Annotated in this window: 16 protein-coding genes and 3 tRNA genes; 8 read left to right on the top strand and 11 right to left on the bottom strand. The window is 65.2% G+C overall.

What is annotated here, in order from left to right; translation table 11 throughout:
• Positions 1–180: 180 nt before the first annotated feature.
• The 3 genes from ACWPV3_RS10140 (at position 181) to ACWPV3_RS10130 (ending at position 2,142) form a co-directional block, all read left to right on the top strand.
• Positions 181–1,812: an AbgT family transporter gene (locus tag ACWPV3_RS10140; protein WP_453977784.1), complete on the top strand. Its 1,632-nt coding sequence runs from the start codon at positions 181–183 to the stop codon at positions 1,810–1,812.
• Between the two features lie 96 nt (positions 1,813–1,908).
• Positions 1,909–1,985: transfer RNA gene (locus tag ACWPV3_RS10135), tRNA-Asp, on the top strand.
• Positions 1,986–2,065: 80 nt separating this feature from the next.
• Positions 2,066–2,142, top strand: a tRNA-Asp gene (locus ACWPV3_RS10130).
• Positions 2,143–2,207: 65 nt separating this feature from the next.
• Here ACWPV3_RS10130 and ACWPV3_RS10125 read toward each other — a convergent pair.
• A complete protein-coding gene (locus tag ACWPV3_RS10125) occupies positions 2,208–3,458 on the bottom strand; it encodes a glycosyltransferase (protein WP_292087750.1) in 1,251 nt (416 codons plus the stop codon).
• A gap of 326 nt (positions 3,459–3,784) precedes the next feature.
• On the opposite strand from ACWPV3_RS10125, the gene ACWPV3_RS10120 reads away from it, so the two are divergent.
• Positions 3,785–7,084 (top strand): autotransporter outer membrane beta-barrel domain-containing protein, encoded by a 3,300-nt coding sequence (locus tag ACWPV3_RS10120; protein ID WP_453977783.1) that lies wholly within the window; start codon positions 3,785–3,787, stop codon positions 7,082–7,084.
• Between the two features lie 57 nt (positions 7,085–7,141).
• Here the strand turns inward: ACWPV3_RS10120 and ACWPV3_RS10115 are convergent.
• The 4 genes from ACWPV3_RS10115 to clpX form a co-directional block, all read right to left on the bottom strand.
• Positions 7,142–7,217 (bottom strand) — tRNA-Val (locus ACWPV3_RS10115).
• Between the two features lie 31 nt (positions 7,218–7,248).
• A complete protein-coding gene (locus tag ACWPV3_RS10110; RefSeq protein WP_292087676.1) occupies positions 7,249–7,524 on the bottom strand; it encodes an HU family DNA-binding protein in 276 nt (91 codons plus the stop codon).
• Positions 7,525–7,623: 99 nt separating this feature from the next.
• A complete protein-coding gene (gene lon, locus ACWPV3_RS10105; RefSeq protein WP_312735600.1) occupies positions 7,624–10,020 on the bottom strand; it encodes an endopeptidase La in 2,397 nt (798 codons plus the stop codon).
• Between the two features lie 255 nt (positions 10,021–10,275).
• The gene (clpX, locus tag ACWPV3_RS10100) at positions 10,276–11,544 is read right to left on the bottom strand and encodes an ATP-dependent Clp protease ATP-binding subunit ClpX (RefSeq protein ID WP_312735601.1); all 1,269 of its coding nucleotides are present in this window, start codon (positions 11,542–11,544) and stop codon (positions 10,276–10,278) included.
• A gap of 194 nt (positions 11,545–11,738) precedes the next feature.
• On the opposite strand from clpX, the gene ACWPV3_RS10095 reads away from it, so the two are divergent.
• The gene (locus tag ACWPV3_RS10095) at positions 11,739–12,386 is read left to right on the top strand and encodes an HAD-IB family hydrolase (protein ID WP_453977782.1); all 648 of its coding nucleotides are present in this window, start codon (positions 11,739–11,741) and stop codon (positions 12,384–12,386) included.
• Positions 12,387–12,389: 3 nt separating this feature from the next.
• Here the strand turns inward: ACWPV3_RS10095 and ACWPV3_RS10090 are convergent, their stop codons facing one another.
• From ACWPV3_RS10090 to tig, 4 genes are all read right to left on the bottom strand, one after another.
• Positions 12,390–12,710 carry a hypothetical protein gene (locus tag ACWPV3_RS10090; protein ID WP_292087671.1) on the bottom strand — a complete coding sequence of 107 codons (321 nt, stop codon included), beginning with the start codon at positions 12,708–12,710 and terminating at the stop codon, positions 12,390–12,392.
• Positions 12,711–12,785: 75 nt separating this feature from the next.
• On the bottom strand, positions 12,786–13,433 hold the full coding sequence (locus ACWPV3_RS10085) for an ATP-dependent Clp protease proteolytic subunit (protein ID WP_292176492.1): 648 nt from the start codon (positions 13,431–13,433) through the stop codon (positions 12,786–12,788).
• Positions 13,434–13,535: 102 nt separating this feature from the next.
• Complete coding sequence (locus ACWPV3_RS10080) at positions 13,536–14,489, bottom strand: hypothetical protein (protein WP_453977781.1); 954 nt, start codon at positions 14,487–14,489, stop codon at positions 13,536–13,538.
• 414 nt (positions 14,490–14,903) lie between these two features.
• Entirely contained in the window at positions 14,904–16,247 is a 1,344-nt protein-coding gene (tig, locus tag ACWPV3_RS10075) for a trigger factor (RefSeq protein ID WP_453977780.1), read from the bottom strand.
• Positions 16,248–16,438: 191 nt separating this feature from the next.
• Between tig and ACWPV3_RS10070 the strand changes: the two genes are divergently transcribed.
• Positions 16,439–17,140: an MBL fold metallo-hydrolase gene (locus ACWPV3_RS10070; RefSeq protein WP_453977779.1), complete on the top strand. Its 702-nt coding sequence runs from the start codon at positions 16,439–16,441 to the stop codon at positions 17,138–17,140.
• Positions 17,141–17,143: 3 nt separating this feature from the next.
• Here ACWPV3_RS10070 and ACWPV3_RS10065 read toward each other — a convergent pair whose 3' ends face one another.
• Entirely contained in the window at positions 17,144–17,434 is a 291-nt protein-coding gene (locus ACWPV3_RS10065) for a hypothetical protein (RefSeq protein WP_292087665.1), read from the bottom strand.
• 114 nt (positions 17,435–17,548) lie between these two features.
• On the opposite strand from ACWPV3_RS10065, the gene ACWPV3_RS10060 reads away from it, so the two are divergent.
• Positions 17,549–17,704 (top strand): hypothetical protein, encoded by a 156-nt coding sequence (locus tag ACWPV3_RS10060; RefSeq protein WP_312735612.1) that lies wholly within the window; start codon positions 17,549–17,551, stop codon positions 17,702–17,704.
• Between the two features lie 119 nt (positions 17,705–17,823).
• The gene (locus tag ACWPV3_RS10055; RefSeq protein WP_292087662.1) at positions 17,824–18,048 is read left to right on the top strand and encodes a con-10 family general stress protein; all 225 of its coding nucleotides are present in this window, start codon (positions 17,824–17,826) and stop codon (positions 18,046–18,048) included.
• Positions 18,049–18,127: 79 nt separating this feature from the next.
• On the opposite strand, the gene egtB is transcribed toward ACWPV3_RS10055, so the two are convergent.
• A complete protein-coding gene (gene egtB, locus ACWPV3_RS10050) occupies positions 18,128–20,308 on the bottom strand; it encodes an ergothioneine biosynthesis protein EgtB (RefSeq protein ID WP_453977778.1) in 2,181 nt (726 codons plus the stop codon).
• Positions 20,309–20,355 lie beyond the last annotated feature (47 nt).

Genomic DNA, 20,355 nt, shown 5'->3' with positions numbered 1-20,355 from the left:
AGAGGCGGATTCGGCGCTTCTTAGACCCATAGACGCCGGGGTTCAAACCCCTGCGGTCATTGGATTTTTGTTGCGAACGGATCGCAACTCTACGCGCCATATGTCGCAGGCCAGGCGCTTGCGCGCAGCCGACGCCGAACGCCCTATTGCGGCCCTAGACTGTAACCGAAAGTCATCTGCATGAGCGTCGCCAGCCGCGCCCTGAACGCCGTGGAACGCGTGGGCAACCGCCTGCCGGATCCCGTCTTCCTGTTCCTCTGGCTGATCGGCGGCCTGATCGTTCTCAGCCTGATCGGGGCGGGTCTGGGCTGGTCGGCCGTAAATCCCGTGACCGGCGACCGACTGGCTGCGCAAAGCCTCCTGTCGCCAGAGAACCTGGAGCGACTGATCATCGGCATGCCTCGAACCCTGGCGGACTTTCCGCCGCTGGGCATCGTCATCACCATCATCTACGGCGCCTCGGTCGCCGAACGCGCCGGCTTGTTCTCGACGGCTATTCGCGGCGCCCTGCTGAATGCGCCGCGCGCCATTCTGACGCCGGTGGTGGTGATCACCGGCATGGTTTCCCACCATGCTTCCGACGCTTCCTATGTGGTCGTCATCCCGTTGGCGGCGGTCATCTTCGCGGCTGCGGGCCGTCATCCGCTGGCGGGGCTGGCGGCCGGATTCGCGGCCGTCTCGGGCGGTTACGCCGGCAATCTGTTTCCGGGCGCCAGCGACGCCCTGATCCTGGGCATCACCGAGCCCGCCGCCCATCTGATCGACCCGTCCTATTCGGTGAACATCGCGGGCAACTGGTTCTTCATCGTCGGGGTGGTGATCGTCTTCACCCCCATCGTCTGGTTCCTGACCGACCGGGTGATCGAGCCCCGCCTGGGCCCTTGGACGCCGATCGCGGGCGTGGCGCCGCCCAAGACGCCCGAGAAGGAACCTCTGACCGCCGACGAGAAGCGCGGCCTGGCCTTCGCCGGCCTGTCGCTTCTGGCCATGATCGCGCTCTGGGCGCTGATCACCGTCCTGCCCGGCTCCCCCTTCGTCGATCCGACCGCCGAGCCCGAGCAGAAGTTCAATCCGCTCTACAGGTCCTTGGTCGCCTTCTTCGCCGTGACCTTCTTCGTGACCGGGGCGGCCTATGGCGTGGGATCGCGGTCCGTCCGCTCGCACCGGGATCTGGTCGTCATGATGCGCGACGGCATCGCCCAGCTGGCGCCCTATATCGTCCTGGCCTTCTTCGCCGCCCATTTCGTGGCCATGTTCAACTGGTCGGGCCTTGGACCGATCCTGGCCGTCAATGCGGCGGCCGGACTGAAGAGCCTGGCCCTGCCCGCACCGCTGCTGCTGATCTGCGTCGTCTTCGTCTCCTGCTTCTTCGACCTGTTCATCGGCTCGGCCTCGGCCAAGTGGTCCGCCCTCGCGCCCATCGTGGTGCCCATGTTCATGCTGCTGGGCATTTCGCCCGAGATGACGACCGCCGCCTATCGCATGGGCGATTCGGTGACGAACATCGCCACGCCGCTGATGAGCTATTTCCCGCTGATCCTGACCTTCGCCCAGCGCTGGGATCCGCGATTCGGCCTGGGGTCGCTGATGGCCACCATGCTGCCCTACGCCGGGGCCTTCCTGATCGCGGGGCTCTGCATGGTGGCGGCCTGGGTCGCATTCGACCTGCCCCTGGGGCCGGGCGTCGGCGTCCACTACCAGCCGCCTGCCCCGGCCGTCGCCGCTCAGGAGCCCGTCAGCGGCGGCGTGGCCGGCCCGCACAGCCCGCCTCAGGCGGCCGTGGTCGTCCCGTCCACAGCCCCGTCGCGCTGACGGCGACGTTTCTGGGAAAAGGTCGCTTGACGCGCTTAATAAGCCCGCCTAAACGACGCCCCTCGCCGGGGCGCACAGCCGCTTCGGCCGGGAAACGCGGGTGTAGCTCAGTTGGTTAGAGTGCCGGCCTGTCACGCCGGAGGTCGCGGGTTCGAGCCCCGTCACTCGCGCCACTCTCTCTAGAGATAGAAAGAGTGGCGCAACCGCCCTTCCCAAGGCTTTCGAGACAGCTTCAAAGTTTCGACCCAGGTACGCGGGTGTAGCTCAGTTGGTTAGAGTGCCGGCCTGTCACGCCGGAGGTCGCGGGTTCGAGCCCCGTCACTCGCGCCACTTCTTTCAAACGACATCGATGAAGAAGTGGCGCGCCCCGCCTGCGCGGGCAGATCGCCTCGCGCTCAGTGCAGATGCAGTTCCGCATCGGCGGCCATGAAGGCCGCCTCGCCCGTCAGGTCGCCATACAGGTGGCACAGGTCCGCGAACACGCGGTTCCAGGCGAACTGGCTGACCGCCTTTTCACGCGCCGCACGACCGATAGCTTCGATATCGCGAGCGAACAGGGCCTCGACCGCCTCGGCGTAGTCCGCCGCCTCGGCGCGCGCGGCCAGCTGGCCCACGCTGTTGTCGACGGTCTCGGCCACGCCGCCCGCGTTGACGCCCACGACCGGACGTCCGCAGGCCATGGCTTCCAGCACGATCAGGCCGAACGGCTCCTTGTCGTTGGCGTGGACGAAGGCGTCGCAGCTGGCGATGATCTTCGCCACCGCCCTGGGGTCCTTCTCATAGGGCATGGAGATCACGCGATCCTCGGCCGGCATGCCGGCCCCCGCCCCGACCAACACCAGATAATAGGGCGCGCCCAGCTTCTGGACCGCTTCGATCAGCACATCGACGTTCTTTTCCTTGGCCGGTCGCCCCGCGAAGCACAGCAGGCGGGCATCCGCCTCCAGACCCAGTTCGTTCAACAGCCATTTCCGATCACGCCGGTCTGGACGGAAGGTGTCGATCTCCACGCCCAGCGGGCGGATGACGATATTGTCCACGCCCGCCTCTTCCAGGCGGCGGGCGATGAAACGGCTGGGCGACACCACGCGGTCGAACTGGGAGAACAGCCGGGCCCAGCGCTTCTCGACCGGCTTCTTGGCCCATTCGCCGAAATGCAGCGCCGCCAATCCAGCGGGATCGGAATGACAGAAGCCGACGACCGGGCATCCGACCCGCTGACCGGCCTCCAGCGCGCCCTGCCCCGGCGTATAGGGATCGCCCGCCTCGATGATCGACGGCTTCATGGCCGCCACCCAGGCGCTCCAGCGCTTGACCGAGGTGGGCCAACGATAGCCGTCGCCGAACGGCAGCTTGGTCGCCCTCAGTTGGACGATGCCGTCGGGCCTGGCCTTGTGCCGTGCGCCGGGAACGATCAACGAATGACTGACGCCAGGGCGGTTGGCCTCGATCCAGGCCTTCTTCGACAGCAGATACCGCTTCACCCCGCCTGAACGCGGCGCATACAACATGGTGGTGTCGACCAGCCGTGGCCGTTCGTCCAGCGACGCCGTCTTCAGCGCTCGCAGCGTTTCCGCCACCTCGATATCCAGCCCGGGAATCAGCCGAAGTTCGCTTTCCTGGACATCGAGGTCGGTCATGCTCATGCGGTAAGGTCTCGCCGGGTCGGAGCTGACGAACGCCGAATGGCGCCGTTTGGATGCGTCGCGTCGGAGCGCGCCTGACCGTCGCCCGCCCCCTAAACCCGACGATGGCAAAGCTCAATAGCGTCACGCGCAAATCCGTCCGTGGGCGGCTGGAACCCACGTATCGTCCCGACCTCCAGCGAACGCCGGTCCAGACATCGGGCCGGCGTGGCGGCCATATGGCCTTGCATTCGCCTCAAATTCGATAAACTTGGGGAACGCTGGCGCGGACCCTGCTATGGGTCCGCCGTATTGTGATCGCGTGGCCACCCAGGGGTTCTTTCCGAATGCGTAAACTGCTTGCGACCGCCGTTGCGATCGCCCCCATGCTGGTCGCGACTGGAGCCCAGGCCGAGATCGTCATCTCGAACGCCCGCACCACGCCGATCCAGACGTCCAACGCGACCGGAACCGGTCCCGACAACATCCGCCTGGCCAGCGGCGGCAGCATCGCCGTCACGTCGGGAACTGCCGTGACGGTGGATTCCAGCCATTCGATCGACCTCGATTCCGGCAGCTCGATCACGATGGAGAAGTCGGCTGATGGCTCCACCGGCATCCTGGTGAACGGCGGCAACACCGGCTCGGTCACGGTCGGCGGCGCCATCACCGTCAACGACCTGCAAGAGACCGCCGACATCAAGGACACGGACGGCGACGGCGATCTGGACGGTCCCTTCGCCACGGGGACGAACCGCTACGGCGTCCGTCTGGTCGGCGGCTCGCCCTTCACCGGAAACGTGCTGGTCGAATCCACCGGATCGATCACGGTCGAGGGCAACAACTCCTACGGCCTGTCCGTAGAATCCGCGCTGAACGGCAAGCTGCAAAGCTTTGGGACCGTGCGCGTCACCGGCGATAACAGCGCCGCCATCCGCACGACGGGTCCGATTTCCGGCAACGTCGATCTCGCCGGCACGATCTCGGCCCTGGGCGCCAACGCAACCGGCGTGTCCATCGAGGGCGACGTCGGCGGCGCACTGAAGATTCATTCCAACGTCGTCGCCACGGGATACCGTTATACGACCCCGCCGCCGGCTCGCCCCGCCACTGGAACATACGACAACGCGACGACCCTGTTCCTCGACGAACTGGACGCCGACGATCTGCTTCAGGGCGGGCCGGCCGTCCGGATCGCCGCCAACGTCGCAGGCGGCGTCCTGCTGGACACCGGTCCCACCTATTCGGCGGCCGGCATCGATGGCGACGACGACAACAACGGCGTCAAGAACGGCGACGAGGACGACGACGGCGACGGCATCAAGAACCGCGATGATCCTGATCGCGACGGCGACGGCATTCCAGACGCCAGCGAATCGACGGCCTCCCTCACGTCCTATGGCGGCGCACCCGCTCTCCTTATCGGCTCGACGACCAATAGCGTGACGCTAGGCGCGGTCGGAACGGGAGACGCGGCTTATGGCCTCATCAATCGTGGCACGATCACCGGCTCGGGAGTGTACGCCGGAGTCGAGTCCCGCGCGCTTCAGCTGGGCGTGGATGGCGGTCAAGCGGTCACAGTTGCTGGTGGAGTTCGCAACGAAGGCGGCGTCACCTCGACCGCGCTTGGCGCAAACGCCACCGCCGTCTGGGTCGGATCGGGCGTCAACGCTCCCGCCATCGTCAACACAGGAAACATTCAATCCGTCGCTTCCGGCAGCGGAACCCAATCCTCAACCGCCATCCTGCTCGGCCTGGGCGCCAATGTTCAAAGCCTGGCGAACACCGGCAACATCGTCGCATCCTTCGGCGGCAATCACGGCTCAGCCGCCGCCATCCGCGACCAATCCGGTACGTTGAACCAGCTGTCGAACGCGGGCTCGATCATCGCCTCCCTGGTCGCCGACAACACCGACACGACCGCCGTCGACGGCAAGGTCGCAGCGATCGATCTGTCCGCCAACACCACCGGCGTCACCTTGCGTCAGTACGGCATCACGGCCGCCTCCGGCAGTACCGAAACGGATACCGACGGTGACGGCGTACCCGACACGAAAGAGCCCGCGATCGTCGGCTCCATCCTGCTAGGTTCGGGCGCGGACACCGTCAATATCGAGAACGGCGTCGTCTTGGGCGATATCGACTTTGGCGCCGGCGCCGACCGGCTCAACATCTCGGGAGGCGCTTCCGTAACGGGGGCGATCAAGAACAGCGACGGCCTGCTCGACATCAACCTGTCGAAAGGTACGCTAAACGCCACGCAAACGACCACGACCAACATCTCGAACCTGAACGTCAGCGCAGACGGCACGTTGATCGTCACCGTCGATCCCAACGCCAACAGTGCAGGCGGCTTCAACGTCAGCGGCACGGCCACACTGGCGACAGGCGCGAACTTGGGGGTGCGCTTCGCCTCTCTGCTCGACGGCCCGGAGCGGTTCAACGTCATCACTGCCGGCACGCTGAACGTCGGCCAAATTGATCAGTCGTTGCTCTCGAAGAATTCGCCCTATCTGTACGTCGTTCAAAGCGGCGTCGATCAGGCCGCGGGGACGGTTTACGTCGATGCGCGGCGCCGCACCGCCTCCGAAGCCGGCATGATCAAGGTTGAGGCCTCCGCCTTCGACGCTGTCTACGCGGCACTCGGAGCCAACGAAACGGTCCGCAACCTTTTCCTGCGCCAGACCGACCGCGACGACTTTATGGACGCCTATGAGCAGATGCTGCCCGACCATTCGGGCGGTCCGCTGATGTCTCTGTCCGCAGGCGTCGACGCCGTGACCCGCGCCTTGACGGGACGTAACGCCACGGCCGCGCCGGGCGAGACCAGCGCCTGGGTTCAGGAAATCAACTTCTACGCCGACAAGGACAAGACGGATTCCTACGGTTTCCGCTCCGAAGGCTTCGGCGTGGCCGGCGGCGTCGAAAAGGGCACGAGCCTGGGCGCCATCGGCGTCTCGGCCGCCTTCACCTCGTCCGACATCAAGGACCCCGAGGCCGAAGCCGAAGAGGTGCTGTCGGCCAATCTTCTGGAGTTGGGCCTCTACTGGCGCGCCCAAGGCCAGTACTGGACGACCTGGGCCCGCGCGGCGGGCGGTTACGCCAGCTTCAGCGCCGACAGGTCCCTGGTCGCCGACGGCGTCTATCTGAACAACAAGTCCGACTGGCACGGCTGGACAGCCGCCGCCGCGGGCGGCGCGTCGTATGAGCGCAATTTCGGCCGTCTGAACGTCCGGCCCGAGGTTTACGCCGAGTACTTCCGCCTGTCGGAAGGCGCGCGCTCCGAAAAGGGCGGCGGCGACGGCTTCGACCTCGACATCGATTCGCGCGACAGCCACATCTTTTCGGCGGTCGCGGCGATGAACATCGGCTATGGCTTCGGCCGCAACGGCTGGCTGCGGCCCGAGTTGCGCATCGGTTATCGCCAGAACATCTCGGTCGACGCCGGCGAAACCATCGCCCGCTTCGCCAGCGGCGGCCAGGCCTTCACCCTGACGCCGGACGCCATCGAGGGCGGCGGCCCGATCCTGGGCTTCCGCCTGAACTTCGGCAACGAACTGGGCATGTTGTCGCTGACCGGCGACGCGGAACTGCTCGAGGACTATGTCCGCTATTCGCTGCTGCTGCGGGCCAGCTTCCGCTTCTGATCCGCCCGGGATCGAAACAGACAAAGGCCGCCGGATCGCTCCGGCGGCCTTTTGTCTTGGTAGGCGGCGACGGGTTCGAACCGCCGACCCTCTCGGTGTAAACGAGATGCTCTTCCAGCTGAGCTAGCCGCCCCAAGGCGAGCCGCGCTTATGCCCGCGCGGCGTCAGGCGTTCAAGGCGCTTTTCAAGCCTTCGCCAGGGCGAAAGCGCGCGGTGCGCGACGCGGGCCTTGCGACAGCCTCGCCCGTCTGGGGATTGCGGGCGACGCCGGCCTTGCGGTCCACCGAAACAAAACTGCCGAAACCGATCAGCTTCACATCCCTGCCCTGCGCCAGGGCCTCGGCCACGCCATCGGTGAAGGCGTCCAGAGCCGCCTTGGCTTGATCGCGGCTGATATTGGCCTGTCGCGCCATACGCCCGATCAGTTCTGTCTTGGTCATGGCGTCCCTCGCTGTCCCCACTTAAGGGCGAAATCGCCACAACGTCAAAAAGAAGACGCCGCCGGCCAGCGGCCGGCGGCGTTTCTCAGGTGGTCAGTGTCAGTGGCTGACGGTCGGCGTCGTACCGTCGACGGACGGCGCGGGCGTCGGCAACGGTTCGGCCGCCTCGTCCCACTCCACCGGGGTCAGGGTGCCGACCAGGGCCCACTTCAGCGCCTCGTCCGCCGTGGAGATCGGCACGATCTCCAGCGCCGACTTCACATTGTCGGGCACGTCGGCCAGGTCCTTCTCGTTCTCCTGCGGGATCAGCACGGTCTTGACGCCGGAGCGCAGGGCCGCGAGCAGCTTTTCCTTCAGGCCGCCGATGGCAGTGACGCGGCCGCGCAGGGTGATCTCGCCGGTCATGGCGATGTCTTTCCTGATCGGGATGCCGGTCAGGACCGACACCATGGCCACCGTCATGGCGACGCCGGCGGAGGGGCCATCCTTGGGCGTGGCGCCGTCCGGCACGTGGACGTGGATGTCGGTCTTCTCGAACACCGGCGGCTTGACGCCGAAGGCCAGGGCCCGCGAGCGGACATAGGAGGCCGCCGCCGAGATCGACTCCTTCATCACGTCCTTCAGATTGCCGGTCACGGTCATGCGACCGCGCCCCGGCATCTTGATCGCCTCGATGGTCAGGATGTCGCCGCCGAACTCGGTCCAGGCCAGGCCGGTGACGATGCCGACCTGATCCTCCTCGTCCGTCTCGCCATAGCGGAACTTCTTGACGCCCGCATAGTCGGCCAGCTTGGCCTCGTCGACGGTGATCGACCTGGCGCCGGTCTTGGCCATTTCGCGCACCGCCTTGCGCGCCAGTCCGCCCAGAGCGCGTTCCAGCGAACGCACCCCGGCCTCGCGGGTGTAATAGCGGATCAGGTCGCGGATCGTGTCGTCAGGCACGATCAGTTCGCCGTCCTTCAGCCCGTGGTCCTGAAGCTGTTTGGGCAGGACGTGACGCTTGGCGATCTCGACCTTCTCGTCCTCGGTGTAGCCCGACACCCGGATGATCTCCATCCGGTCCATCAGCGGCTGCGGCATGTTCAGGCTGTTGGCGGTCGTCACGAACATGACCTGCGACAGGTCGTAGTCCACCTCCAGATAGTGGTCGCCGAAGGTCGAGTTCTGGGCCGGGTCCAGCACCTCCAGCAGGGCCGAGGACGGATCGCCGCGCCAGTCGGAACCCAGCTTGTCGATCTCGTCCAGCAGGACGAAGGCGTTGGTGGTCTTGGCCTTCTTCATCGACTGGATGATCTTGCCGGGCATGGAGCCGATGTAGGTCCGGCGGTGGCCGCGAATCTCGCTCTCGTCGCGCACGCCGCCCAGCGACATGCGGACGTATTCACGCCCGGTCGCCTTGGCGATGGACTTGGCCAGCGAGGTCTTGCCGACGCCGGGAGGGCCGACCAGGCACAGGATCGGCCCCTTCAGGCTGCCGGTGCGGGCCTGCACCGCCAGATATTCGATGATCCGTTCCTTGACCTTCTCAAGACCGAAGTGATCCTCTTCCAGGATGTCCTCGGCCTTCTGCAGGTCGATCGGCTTCTGCTTGGCCTTGCCCCACGGCACGGACAACAGCCAGTCGAGATAGTTGCGGACCACGGTCGATTCCGCCGACATCGGCGACATGTTGCGCAGCTTCTTGACCTCGGCCTCGGCCTTGGTGCGGGCCTCCTTGGACAGGCGCGTCTTACGGATACGCTTCTCCAGGTCCATGATCTCGTCGCGCGCGTCGTCGGTCTCGCCCAGCTCGCGCTGGATCGCCTTCATCTGCTCGTTCAGATAATATTCGCGCTGGGTCTTCTCCATCTGGCGCTTCACGCGCGAGCGGATCTTCTTCTCGACCTGCAGGACCGAGATTTCGCCCTCCATCAGCCCATAGACCTTCTCCAGCCGCTTGGGCACGTCGAAGGTTTCCAGCAGGCCCTGTTTGTCGGTGATCTTGACCGACAGATGGGCGGCGACCGAGTCCGCCAGCTTGGAGGCGTCGGTGATCTGGGGGATGGAGCTGAGGGCCTCTGGCGGCACCTTCTTGTTCAGCTTCACATAGTTTTCGAACTGCTCGACCACGGCGCGCAGCATGGCCTCGGCCTGCGAGGCCTCGCCCGGCTCGTCGGCGATCTCGACAGCCTCGGCCTCGAAATAGTCCTCGCGGTCGGTGAAGCGGGTCAGGCGCGCGCGGCCCTTGCCCTCGACCAGCACCTTGACCGTGCCGTCGGGCAGTTTCAGCAGCTGAAGCACGCTGGCCAGCACGCCGATGGGATAGATGGCGTCGGGCGACGGGTCGTCGTCCACGCTGTTCTTCTGGGTCGCCAGAAGAATCTGCTTCTCGCCCTTCATGATCTCGTCGAGCGCCTTCACCGACTTCTCTCGGCCGACGAACAGCGGCACGACCATGTGCGGAAAGACGACGATGTCCCGCAGCGGCAGGACGGGCAGGGTCTTGGTTTCAGTCATGATGCACATACTCCCGGGCCATTGCGTATCTCCGGCCCGCCGCCACGGTCGCCCGGACAACAGGCCCGGCCAGCGCGTGACGACCCGTCGATTCCGACGGCGTTCGGATGAGTATGTGGTTTACGGATGACGCGGTTCAAGCGTAACCGCAGAACCACCCACATCTGCGTGGTTTCAGGGGCGCCGATGGGCGCCTCAAGCAAAAGGGCCGGAACGGTCGCCCGCCCGGCCCTCGTCTCGCAAAAATCGCCCTGGTCAGGCGGCGCCGTCGGCCTTCTTCTTGGAGGCTTCCGAATAGATCAGCAGGGGCTGGGCCTTGCCGTCGATGACTTCGGCGTTGACCACAACCTCTTCGACGCCCTCGAACGTCGGCAGTTCGAACATGGTCTCCAGCAGGATGCCTTCCAGGATGGAGCGCAGCCCGCGCGCGCCGGTCTTGCGCTTGATCGCCTTGGCCGCCACCGCCGACAGGGCGTCGTCGGTGAAGGTCAGTTCGACATTCTCCATCTCGAACAGGCGCTTGTACTGTTTGACCAGGGCGTTCTTCGGCTCGGTCAGGATCGTGACCAGGGCCGCCTCGTCCAGATCCTCCAGCGTCGCCAGAACCGGCAGACGGCCGATGAACTCGGGGATCAGGCCGAACCGCATCAGGTCGTCCGGCTCGACGCCCTTCAGGATGTCACCGGTGCGGCGCTCGTCGATCTCCTTGACCTGGGCGCCGAAGCCGATGGACGCCCCCGCACCGCGCGCAGAGATCACCTTCTCAAGCCCGGCGAAGGCGCCGCCGACGATGAACAGGATATTGGCCGTGTCGACCTGCAGGAACTCCTGCTGCGGATGCTTGCGCCCGCCCTGCGGCGGCACGGAGGCGACGGTGCCTTCCATGATCTTCAGCAGGGCCTGCTGCACGCCCTCCCCCGACACGTCGCGGGTGATCGAGGGGTTGTCGGACTTGCGCGAAATCTTGTCGATCTCGTCGATATAGACGATGCCGCGTTGCGCCCGCTCGACGTTGTAGTCGGACGCCTGAAGCAGTTTCAGGATGATGTTCTCGACGTCCTCGCCCACATAACCGGCTTCGGTCAGGGTCGTGGCGTCGGCCATGGTGAAGGGCACGTCGATGATGCGCGCCAGCGTCTGGGCCAGCAGCGTCTTGCCCGAGCCGGTCGGCCCGATCAGCATGATGTTGGACTTGGCCAGTTCGACGTCGTTGTTCTTCGTCGCGTGATTCAGGCGCTTGTAGTGGTTGTGCACCGCGACCGACAGCACCTTCTTGGCGTGGGCCTGGCCGATGACATAGTCGTCCAGAACGTCGCGGATTTCCTTGGGCGTCGGCACGCCATCGGACGTCTTCTTGAAGCCGATCTTGTGCTCTTCGCGGATGATGTCCATGCACAGTTCGACGCATTCATCGCAGATGAACACGGTCGGGCCCGCGATGAGTTTGCGCACCTCGTGCTGGCTCTTTCCGCAGAACGAGCAGTACAGAGTGCTTTTGGCGTCAGAGCCGGCGGCTTTGGTCATGGACCCTTATCTCACTCCCGCGGTGCGGACCGAAATGGCCCGAAACGCGCTTCCTTCACGCTGATTCCACTATCGTGGACGCAAAGGTCTTCAAAAAATGACAATCACCCATCGCACGTTCCACGACAACCCCGAAGGCGGAAGGGGATTGTCGCAGCGCGTGGATGGTTCAGCATCCCAGGGGATCGCGGCGAATGTCTGACATGGGAAGCCTGCACGATTTGCGCCAGTCCGACGCCGCCGGCCGCCCCATCGTCGCCTTCGACTTCGACGGCACCCTGACGATTCGCGACAGTTTCACCGAATTCCTGCGCTGGCGGGCCGGACCCGGCGGCTGGGCCCTGGGCCTGGTCAAACTGGCGCCGGCGGTGGCGGCCTATGCGCGCGACCGCGACCGGGGACGAATCAAGGCGGCCTCGGTGCGCGAATTTCTGCTGGGCGTGGACCGGGCGACGCTGAAAGCCGACGCCGCGCGATTTGCCGACGAAATCTGGCCCCGTTTCATGCGGCCCGACGCGCTGGCGGTCTGGCACGACTGGGGCGTCCGGGGCGCGCACCGGGTGATCGTGACCGCCTCCCCCACCATCACCGTCGCCCCGTTCGCCCGCCGCTTGGGCGCCGAAGCCTTGCTGGGCACCGAAATGGCCTTCGACGACCAGGACCGCGTCACCGGCGCCTTCGTCGGACCGAACTGCCGCGGCGAGGAGAAGGTGCGTCGGCTCAAGGCCGCCCATGGCCAGGACATGGTCCTGACCGCCGCCTATGGCGACACCTCGGGCGACGCCGAAATGCTGGCCATGGCTAGGGAGGCGGGCTTTCGGGTATTTCGCCGCAAGCCGTAAGGCTCAGCGGCCGTCGGCGTCCACGTCGAAGACGACCGGCTTGCCGCGCGATGTCGGATTCCACCCGGCCTCGATGGCCGCGGCGACGGCGTTGCGCACGGCGTCCACATTGACCCGCTGTTTCTCCAGATCCGGCCGTCCGTTCGCGCGCATGGGCATGGGGAACTGGACAATGGCCTCGCGCTTGAAGTCCTGATGACGCAGCGAGACGGCGATGCCGTCCCACTGTCCGCCGCCCTTCGGCTGGGGCTGGCGGCGCAACTCCCATTCGTAGGTCTCGCCATCGACCTCGACGACGCCGCGCTGATCTCTCGTGTGCTGCATGACCGGCCTGTTAGCACAAAAGAAAAGAGGCGCACCGTTTCCGATGCGCCTCGCTTCTGGACCGAAAGGCCTGGATCAGTTGCCCGGCGTCTTGACGCCGTCGGCGTCGGCCTGTTCGCGGCGGTCATAGACGTGGTCCACGATGCCCCAGGCCTTGGCCTCCTCGGCCGACATGAAGTGGTCGCGATCCAGCGTCTTCTCGACCTCCTCGTACGTCCGGCCGGTGTGGTGGACATAGATCTCGTTCAGGCGACGCTTGGTGTAGCGGATGTCGGCGGCGTGCAGTTCGATGTCCGACGCCTGGCCCCGGAACCCGCCCGACGGCTGGTGGACCATGACCCGCGCGTTCGGCAGGGCGATCCGCTGACCCGCAGCGCCCGCAGTCAGGATCAGCGAGCCGGCCGAGGCCGCCATGCCCATCACCACGGTCGACACCGGCGACTTGATGTATTGCATGGTATCATAGATCGCGAGCGCCGACGTCACCTGACCGCCAGGGCTGTTGATATACATGCTGATTTCCTTCTTCGGATTTTCCGATTCCAGGAACAACAGCTGGGCGCAGATCAGCGACGCCATGCCGTCCTCGAACGGCCCCGTCAGGAAGATGATCCGCTCGCGCAGCAGGCGCGAAAAGATGTCGAAGGACCGTTCGCCGCGGCTGGATTGCTCCACCACCATCGGAACGAGGTTGGATTGCAGATAGTCGATCGGATCGCGCATTAGGGCCTTCTCGAGATGCCGTGGGCGCGATTCAGGCCGCGCCCTTCGTCCCTAGCATATCGCGTCGGCAAGCCCAGGACGCAAGGCGCACCGCAGGCGCTCCTATCGCGGCGCGTCGGTCGCGGCTTGATTAGCAGCCGAAATCTCTTCGGACCCAGCATGTTGCCGCCTAGCCATGGCGCGGATTAAGCCATTCACCTGCTGCCCCGCAGACGCGCGATCGTTCGGCGCCGCATAGAGGCCGGCCAGGTAGTCCTTATCCCATTGGCTGAGTCCTCTGACCTGCCCCGGCGCCTCGAAAAGATTCATCACCGTCGACTGACCAGTAAGATCCGCATCCGCATCGATCTGCGCCAGAGAAACCATGGAGATATAATCGGCCAACGTACCGAACGGGACGCCGTCAGTCTTGCTCATGTCCACAATGACGATGGTCCAGGCCATGTCGTAACGGATGTTCGAGCGGATGTGCGATCCGTCGCGGACGCGTGTCATGGCGAATTTATCACCGTCGACGATACTATCGCCACGCAGGGTGATGGCGACATCGCCGGTATCGGTCATGACCGGCATAACGACGTTCCACCATCTGACAGGCGCATCGGAGTTCTGGAAGTCCGCCAGGGCATCACGCGTCAAGTTCGTATGGTTGATCGCCGGCCGGAAGCCCAAGCCGACTTCCTTGACCAGCTTCTTGGCCAGAGCGGATCCGTCGGTGGTCGCAAAGATGATCACGTTGGGACGACACCCGGGCTCGCCGACATCGGCGCCCGCCTCCAAAGCATTGACGGCGATCCGGTCGATGACGAACTGGGCGTACCGAGGTTGCATATTGGTCATGCTGACGCAGACAGGACGGTTCCAGCGCGCCAGCCGAGTTCCTCGCGGCGGGGCGCCGACCTGCTCTATATAGGCGCGTGCCGCCTCCTCGAACCGTCGTCCATCGACAATGATCGATTCGAGTTCGGTCGTAGAAAGGTCGTCCGGCGCCGGCGCCACGGACTGAGGCCCATTGGACGCCAACAAGGCGGCGAAAACTATTGCGACGATATTCATAAACTTGTCCGCACAACCAGCGGGAAGTGAAAACACTCCCTCAACGCCACATTCAGGCTACACACATTTTGCGACGAATGAACAGTGAGGTTCGTCGCCCCCTTTGATCGACCTCCCCAAAAAGGATCGCCATTGCGGAGCGTCTCGACCGGAGGTTCCTCGCTTAGCACCCGACTGCAGGATCAGGCTGCGAATGGTGATGCATCCCTGACGACACCGTTCGCACGAGCTGAGGGAACGCACTCGATAGCCGTCAAATAGTCCTTTCCCGTTGGCTGATTTCGGCGAGCGAGACGGGTTTCAAACGAGCTTTAGCCGGCCCCTAAAAAGGCAAAAAGGGGGGTCGCGATGCGCCCCCCCTTCGATATCTGACCCACAAGGGCAAATTGAACGATCACACGACCATGTCGTGAATTACGCCTCGTCCTCTTCCTTCAGCAGCTCTTCCTTGGTGATCGGCTTGTCGGTGACGTCGGCGACGCCGACGATCAGGTCGACGACCTTCTCTTCATAGATCGGCGCGCGCATCTGGGCGGCGGCGTTCGGGTTCTGGCGATAGAAGTTCAGGACGGCCTGTTCCTGGCCCGGATAGTTGCGGGCTTCCTGCAGGATGGCGGCGTTCAGCTCCTGGTCCGTGACCTGGACGTTGTTGGCGCGGCCGATCTCGGCCAGCACCAGACCCAGGCGCACACGGCGCTCGGCGATCTTGCGGTATTCGGCCTTCAGCTCGTCGTCGGACTTCTTGGCGTCGTCTTCCGGCAGGCGGCCGGCGGCCTTGTCGGCCTCGACCTGTTGCCAGATGCCGTCGAACTCGGCGTCCACCATCTTGGGCGGCAGCGGGAAGTCGTGGGCTTCGTCCAGCTGATCCAGCAGGGCGCGCTTCAGCTTGAAGCGGGCGGCGCCGGCGTATTGCTGGTCCAGGTTGGACTTCAGCAGTTCCTTCAGCTTGTCTAGCGATTCCAGGCCGATGCGGGTAGCGAAGTCGTCGTCGATCTTGGCTTCGGCCTCGGCCTTGATGGCCTTCACCTTGATGTCGAAGGTGGCCAGTTTTCCGGCCAGATGGGCGGCCTGGTAGTTCTCGGGGAAGGTGACTTCGATGGTCTTTTCCTCGCCGACCTTGGCGCCCGTCAGCTGCTCTTCGAAGCCGGGGATGAAGCGGCCCGAGCCGATCACGAGGTCCGCGTCCTCGGCGGCGCCGCCTTCGAAGGGTTCGCCGTCCAGCTTGCCCAGGAAGTCGATCGTCAGCTGGTCGCCCTCGGCGGCCTTGACGGCCTTGCCCTTCTTGTCCTCGTAAGTCTTGGCCTGACCGGCCAGTTCCGTCAGGGCCTCGTCCAGATCGGCGTCCGACGCCTCATAGGTCGGGCGTTCCAGCTTCAGGGTCTTGGGATCGACCGGGGTGAAGTCCGGCATGATCTCCAGCGACATTTCATAGGCCAGGTCTTCCTGACCGGCGATGACCTTGTCCATGTCGGAGGTCAGCTTCATCTCGGCCGGGGCGGCGGGACGAATCTTGGCTTCGTCCAGCGCCTTCTGGCTGGACTCGTTCAGCTCGGCGTTGATGATCTCGCCCATGAACTCACGGCCGAAGGTCTTCTTGACGTGGGCGACCGGCACCTTGCCCGGACGGAAGCCCTTCAGCTTCACCTGCGGGGCGACTTCCTTGACGCGGGCTTCGAGCTTCTCGTTCAGCTCCGCGACGGGAATAGTGACCGCGATCACGCGGCTGAGGCCTTCGTTCGACTTTTCGACGACTTGCATGGTCGGGATTCTGACGCTCTGGGGCGCATGAGCCGTCGAGACGGCCGGCGCGGAATGGATAAAGCAAGAAGGCCGCCCCGTGTGGAGCGGCGCCTCGAAGCCCGCCCTTATGTCGAGAAGGGCCCCAAAGGTCAACGCGAGCGTGATCGCGACCGGTGGTTTCGCGCATCGACCGGCCCTATGTTGGCCCGATGACCCAACCCGCCTCCCCCATCGGCGTCTTCGTCACGCCCGTCACCCCGCTTCAACAGAACTGCACGACCGTCTGGTGCACGGCGACGAACAAGGCCGCCGTCATCGATCCCGGCGGATCAGTCGATGCGGTTCTGGGCGAAGTCCAACGGCGCGGCCTGACGCTGGATCAGATCTGGATCACCCATGGCCATCTCGATCACGCCGGCGGCGCCGCCGAGATGCAGGAGAAGACGGGCGTTCGGATCGTCGGCCCGCAGAAGGCCGATCAGTTCTGGATCGACCGCATCGTCGAGAGCGGCCGGATGTACGGCCTGCCCGACGCCCGCCCGTTCACGCCCGACCGCTGGCTGGAGGACGGCGACACGGTCAGCCTGGGCGAAACGGAATGGGAGGTGCGCCACTGTCCCGGCCATACGCCCGGCCATGTGATCTTCTTCAACCGGGCGGCGCGATTCGCCCAGGTCGGCGATGTGCTGTTCAAGGGCTCGGTCGGGCGCACCGACTTCCCCATGAGCGATCCGCCCGCCCTGATCCGGTCGGTGGTGGACAAGCTGTGGCCGCTGGGCGACGACGTGACCTTCGTGCCGGGCCACGGACCGATCTCGACCTTCGGCGAGGAACGCCGCACCAATCCGTTCGTGTCCGATGCGGCGATCAGGCAGGCGCCGATCCGGCGCGAGCCCATCGGCCCCGCCTGACGATCAGCGACGCAGCAGCATTCCGATAAGGACGCCGAGGCCCAGGGCGTAAAGCGTGGTGCGCATCGGCTCCTCGCGGATGCCGTCACGCGCCTGGGCGACGCGCTGGTTCACCCTTTCGCGAACCTGCGCCGCATCCTCGCGCACGGCCTGGCGAACCGAGGACACGCGGGCGGAGGCGCGATCTCCCCTGGCCAGCAAGGCGTCGGCCTCTCGGTCGAGACGCTGGGTCAGGCCTTCGTCTTCCAGAACAATGTCGTCGGGCGAAGGCGGTGCGATGGGCGACGAGGTCATTTCGGCGGACTCTCTGCAAGGTGATGAACTTGCGCCATCAACCGCTGGGCCGGAGACCGGTTCCTCTGAACGACGACACGTGCGACGCGTTGGTCCTCCGTAAGGAGAAACTTCATGTCCCACGTCGAACCGCAGCCGACACCGCAAACCCCGCCACCCGAGATCCCGACCGAGCCCGCGCCCGGTCCGGAACTGGACCCTTCAAACGCACCGAACGAGATGCCGCCCTGGTCTCCGGAGGAGCCGTCGTCGCCGGAAAACGACCGCTGACAAGGCCGCGACAAATGGGCGCCGTTCGGACGGTAAAAAGCAGCGGTTGGTGCGGAACCCTGCGGGATTCATCGTGTTGATCACGCAAGCGAAACGGCAAATCGGAAAGGACGAACCCCATGGCGGAAGGTCAGCCCACCCGCGGTTCCGGCGTCTCCAAGAGAGGATTCGCCTCCATGGACCCCGAACGTCAACGTGAGATCGCCCGCAAGGGCGGCGCCAGCGTTCCCAGCGAGAAGAGAAGCTTCTCTCAGGACCGAAGTCTGGCCGCACAGGCCGGTCGAAAGGGCGGCGAGGCGTCGCACGGCTCTCGCAAGGACGAGACCAGCAACCCGACGACCTGAACAGTCTGTCGACGATCCGCCGGCTAAACGATCAGGGCGGCGAACTTCGGTTCGCCGCCCTTTTCATGTGTCCCTCTCGTCAGGCCGACATCAGCACCAGGGCCACGGATGGCGCTGGCGAAACGTCGAATCGAACCACCCGCCAACCGGCCGCCTCGGCCATGTCCGTAACCGCGGCCTCGGTGAACTTGCGCGAGTTTTCGGTATGGAGGGTTTCGCCCGCCGCGAACTGGAACCGACGCCCTTGGATGTGCGCCACGCTCGGACGCACCGCTTCCAGATGCATCTCCATCCGCGACTTCTCGGCGTTCCACACCGCCCGGTGCCGGAAGGCGTCCAGGTCGAAGTCGGCGCCCAGTTCGGCGTTGGCGCGAACCAGAAGGTTGCGGTTGAACGCCGCCGTCACGCCGCTGACGTCGTCATAGGCGGCCACCAGAACCTCCGGCGCCTTGACCAGGTCCACACCCAGGATGAACAGGGCGTCCTCTCCTAGCAGACCCTTGGCGGAAGTCAGGAACCGCACGGCCTCCGCCGGCTCGAGATTGCCGATGGTCGATCCGGGAAAGAAGCCGATCCTGCGGCCCTTGGGCAGATCATCGGGCAAGGGCGCCAAATTCTCGAAGTCGCCGAGCACCGGCTGCACGCGCAGCGCCGGATAGGCAACCCTAAGGCGGTCCGCCGCCTCCGACAGGGCCGTCTCGCTGATGTCCAGCGGCACATAGGCGCCCAGGTCCGGCGCAGCGTCCAACAGAAGGCGCGTCTTCTCGCTGGCGCCGGAACCGAATTCCACCAGAACGGCGTCCGGGCCGAACTCGGCCGTCAGGGCCGCCGCCTGGGTTCGCAACAGGGCCGTCTCCTGGCGGGTCGGATAGTATTCATGCAGCTCCGTGATGTTCTCGAACAGGCGCGAGCCTTCCGCGTCATAGAACCACTTGGGCGGCACGGCCTTGTGCGCCCGCGACAGGCCCTCGATCAGGTCTTGGCGGAAGGCGGCCGTGGGATCCTCGTCCGTGGCGGCGCGTCCTTCCATGACGTCGGCCGCCAGCCTTACACCCGCAAACGCCCAGCGCTGGTCCGGATAGAAGAAGTTGCGATAGGTCACGCGCGCATGGCCTTCCGGCGTGGCGAATGAACCACCGCGCAGAACCATCTGATTGGCCATGAATTTCCCGTTGTATTCGGCGGCCGTGCCCGGCGTGGGTCGAAAACCGGGATAGGGGGCGTAGGCGCTGGCCGTCCACTGCCAGGCTTCTCCGGTCAGGTTGGAGAAAGCTTCCGCGTTCGCGCGCGCCGCGTGTTCCCATTCCGCCTCGCTGGGCAGACGCTTCCCCGCCCAGCGCGCAAAGGCGTCCGCCTCGTAGAAGCTGACGTGGCGAACCGGTTCGGCAGGATCGACGGCGATCCGGCCGGTCAGGCCCATCGTCGTCCAGCCGTCGTCGTCCCGGCGCCAATACAGCGGCGCGGTCCACCCTTCCGACTTCACGACGGCCCAACCGTCCGACAGCCAGAACTCGGCCCGGGCGTAGCCGCCGTCTTCGATGAAGGCGATCCATTCGCCGTTCGTGGTCAAATCCGCCGCCAGGGCGAACGGCTCCAGCCATACCTTGTGCGCCGGCCCCTCGTTGTCGAAGCCGAACGCCGGTCCGTCATGGCCTATGGTCGTCAAACCGCCGTCGAACGACAGCATCCCGCCACGCGCTGCCTGACGCGGTGTCGCGCGCGGCTCCTCGGCATAGGCGGCGGGATCGAGCGGCGAACGGGCCATCAGGTTCAGCATATCCATCAGGAACAGTTCCTGGTGCTGCTGGTCGTGATGCAGGCCCAGTTCGAACAGATAGAGCAGGCGTGCATCCGTCGGCTCGCGCCCAAGCCAGTCGACCATGCGTCGGTCGATCTCTCGACGATAGGTCAGCACCTCATTCAAGGACGGCCGGGTCATCAAGCCGCGTTCGTGCCGGGCCACCCGTTCGCCCAGCGCCTCATAGTAGGAGTTGAAAATCTGCTGGAACCGCGCATCGACCGGCTGATAGCCCGGCTCGGTCGCCAGAATCATGGCTTCGAAGAACCAGCTCGTGTGCGCCAGATGCCATTTCCCCGGACTGCAATCAGGCATGGACTGCGCCGCCAGGTCTTCCGGCGACAAGCTCTGAGCCAGACGCGGCATAACGGCCCGCACCCGCCTGTAGCGGTCGGCGTTCGTAAGGTTGGAAGAGATCGCCCGGCCAGGCGCGTCCTTGTCCGGCAGTCCGTCACGCGCCATCGCCAGTTCCTTGTTTATGACCACCAAACGTCAAAACAAGATCAAGG

This window comes from Brevundimonas sp. Marseille-Q4549, assembly GCF_976940555.1.
Note: the sequence above shows the minus strand (reverse complement) of the source record. Positions and strands in the feature narration are given on the sequence as shown.

Coding starts and splice junctions, on each gene's coding strand:
- ACWPV3_RS10125 (WP_292087750.1), bottom strand. CDS start 3,458: ATGAGCATGACCGACCTCGATGTCCAGGAAAGCGAACTTCGGCTGATT.
- ACWPV3_RS10070 (WP_453977779.1), top strand. CDS start 16,439: ATGACCCAACCCGCCTCCCCCATCGGCGTCTTCGTCACGCCCGTCACC.
- ACWPV3_RS10090 (WP_292087671.1), bottom strand. CDS start 12,710: ATGCAGCACACGAGAGATCAGCGCGGCGTCGTCGAGGTCGATGGCGAG.
- ACWPV3_RS10055 (WP_292087662.1), top strand. CDS start 17,824: ATGGCGGAAGGTCAGCCCACCCGCGGTTCCGGCGTCTCCAAGAGAGGA.
- lon (WP_312735600.1), bottom strand. CDS start 10,020: ATGACTGAAACCAAGACCCTGCCCGTCCTGCCGCTGCGGGACATCGTC.
- ACWPV3_RS10085 (WP_292176492.1), bottom strand. CDS start 13,433: ATGCGCGATCCGATCGACTATCTGCAATCCAACCTCGTTCCGATGGTG.
- ACWPV3_RS10065 (WP_292087665.1), bottom strand. CDS start 17,434: ATGACCTCGTCGCCCATCGCACCGCCTTCGCCCGACGACATTGTTCTG.
- ACWPV3_RS10110 (WP_292087676.1), bottom strand. CDS start 7,524: ATGACCAAGACAGAACTGATCGGGCGTATGGCGCGACAGGCCAATATC.
- ACWPV3_RS10140 (WP_453977784.1), top strand. CDS start 181: ATGAGCGTCGCCAGCCGCGCCCTGAACGCCGTGGAACGCGTGGGCAAC.
- ACWPV3_RS10120 (WP_453977783.1), top strand. CDS start 3,785: ATGCGTAAACTGCTTGCGACCGCCGTTGCGATCGCCCCCATGCTGGTC.
- clpX (WP_312735601.1), bottom strand. CDS start 11,544: ATGACCAAAGCCGCCGGCTCTGACGCCAAAAGCACTCTGTACTGCTCG.
- ACWPV3_RS10080 (WP_453977781.1), bottom strand. CDS start 14,489: ATGAATATCGTCGCAATAGTTTTCGCCGCCTTGTTGGCGTCCAATGGG.
- ACWPV3_RS10095 (WP_453977782.1), top strand. CDS start 11,739: ATGTCTGACATGGGAAGCCTGCACGATTTGCGCCAGTCCGACGCCGCC.
- egtB (WP_453977778.1), bottom strand. CDS start 20,308: ATGGCGCGTGACGGACTGCCGGACAAGGACGCGCCTGGCCGGGCGATC.
- ACWPV3_RS10060 (WP_312735612.1), top strand. CDS start 17,549: ATGTCCCACGTCGAACCGCAGCCGACACCGCAAACCCCGCCACCCGAG.
- tig (WP_453977780.1), bottom strand. CDS start 16,247: ATGCAAGTCGTCGAAAAGTCGAACGAAGGCCTCAGCCGCGTGATCGCG.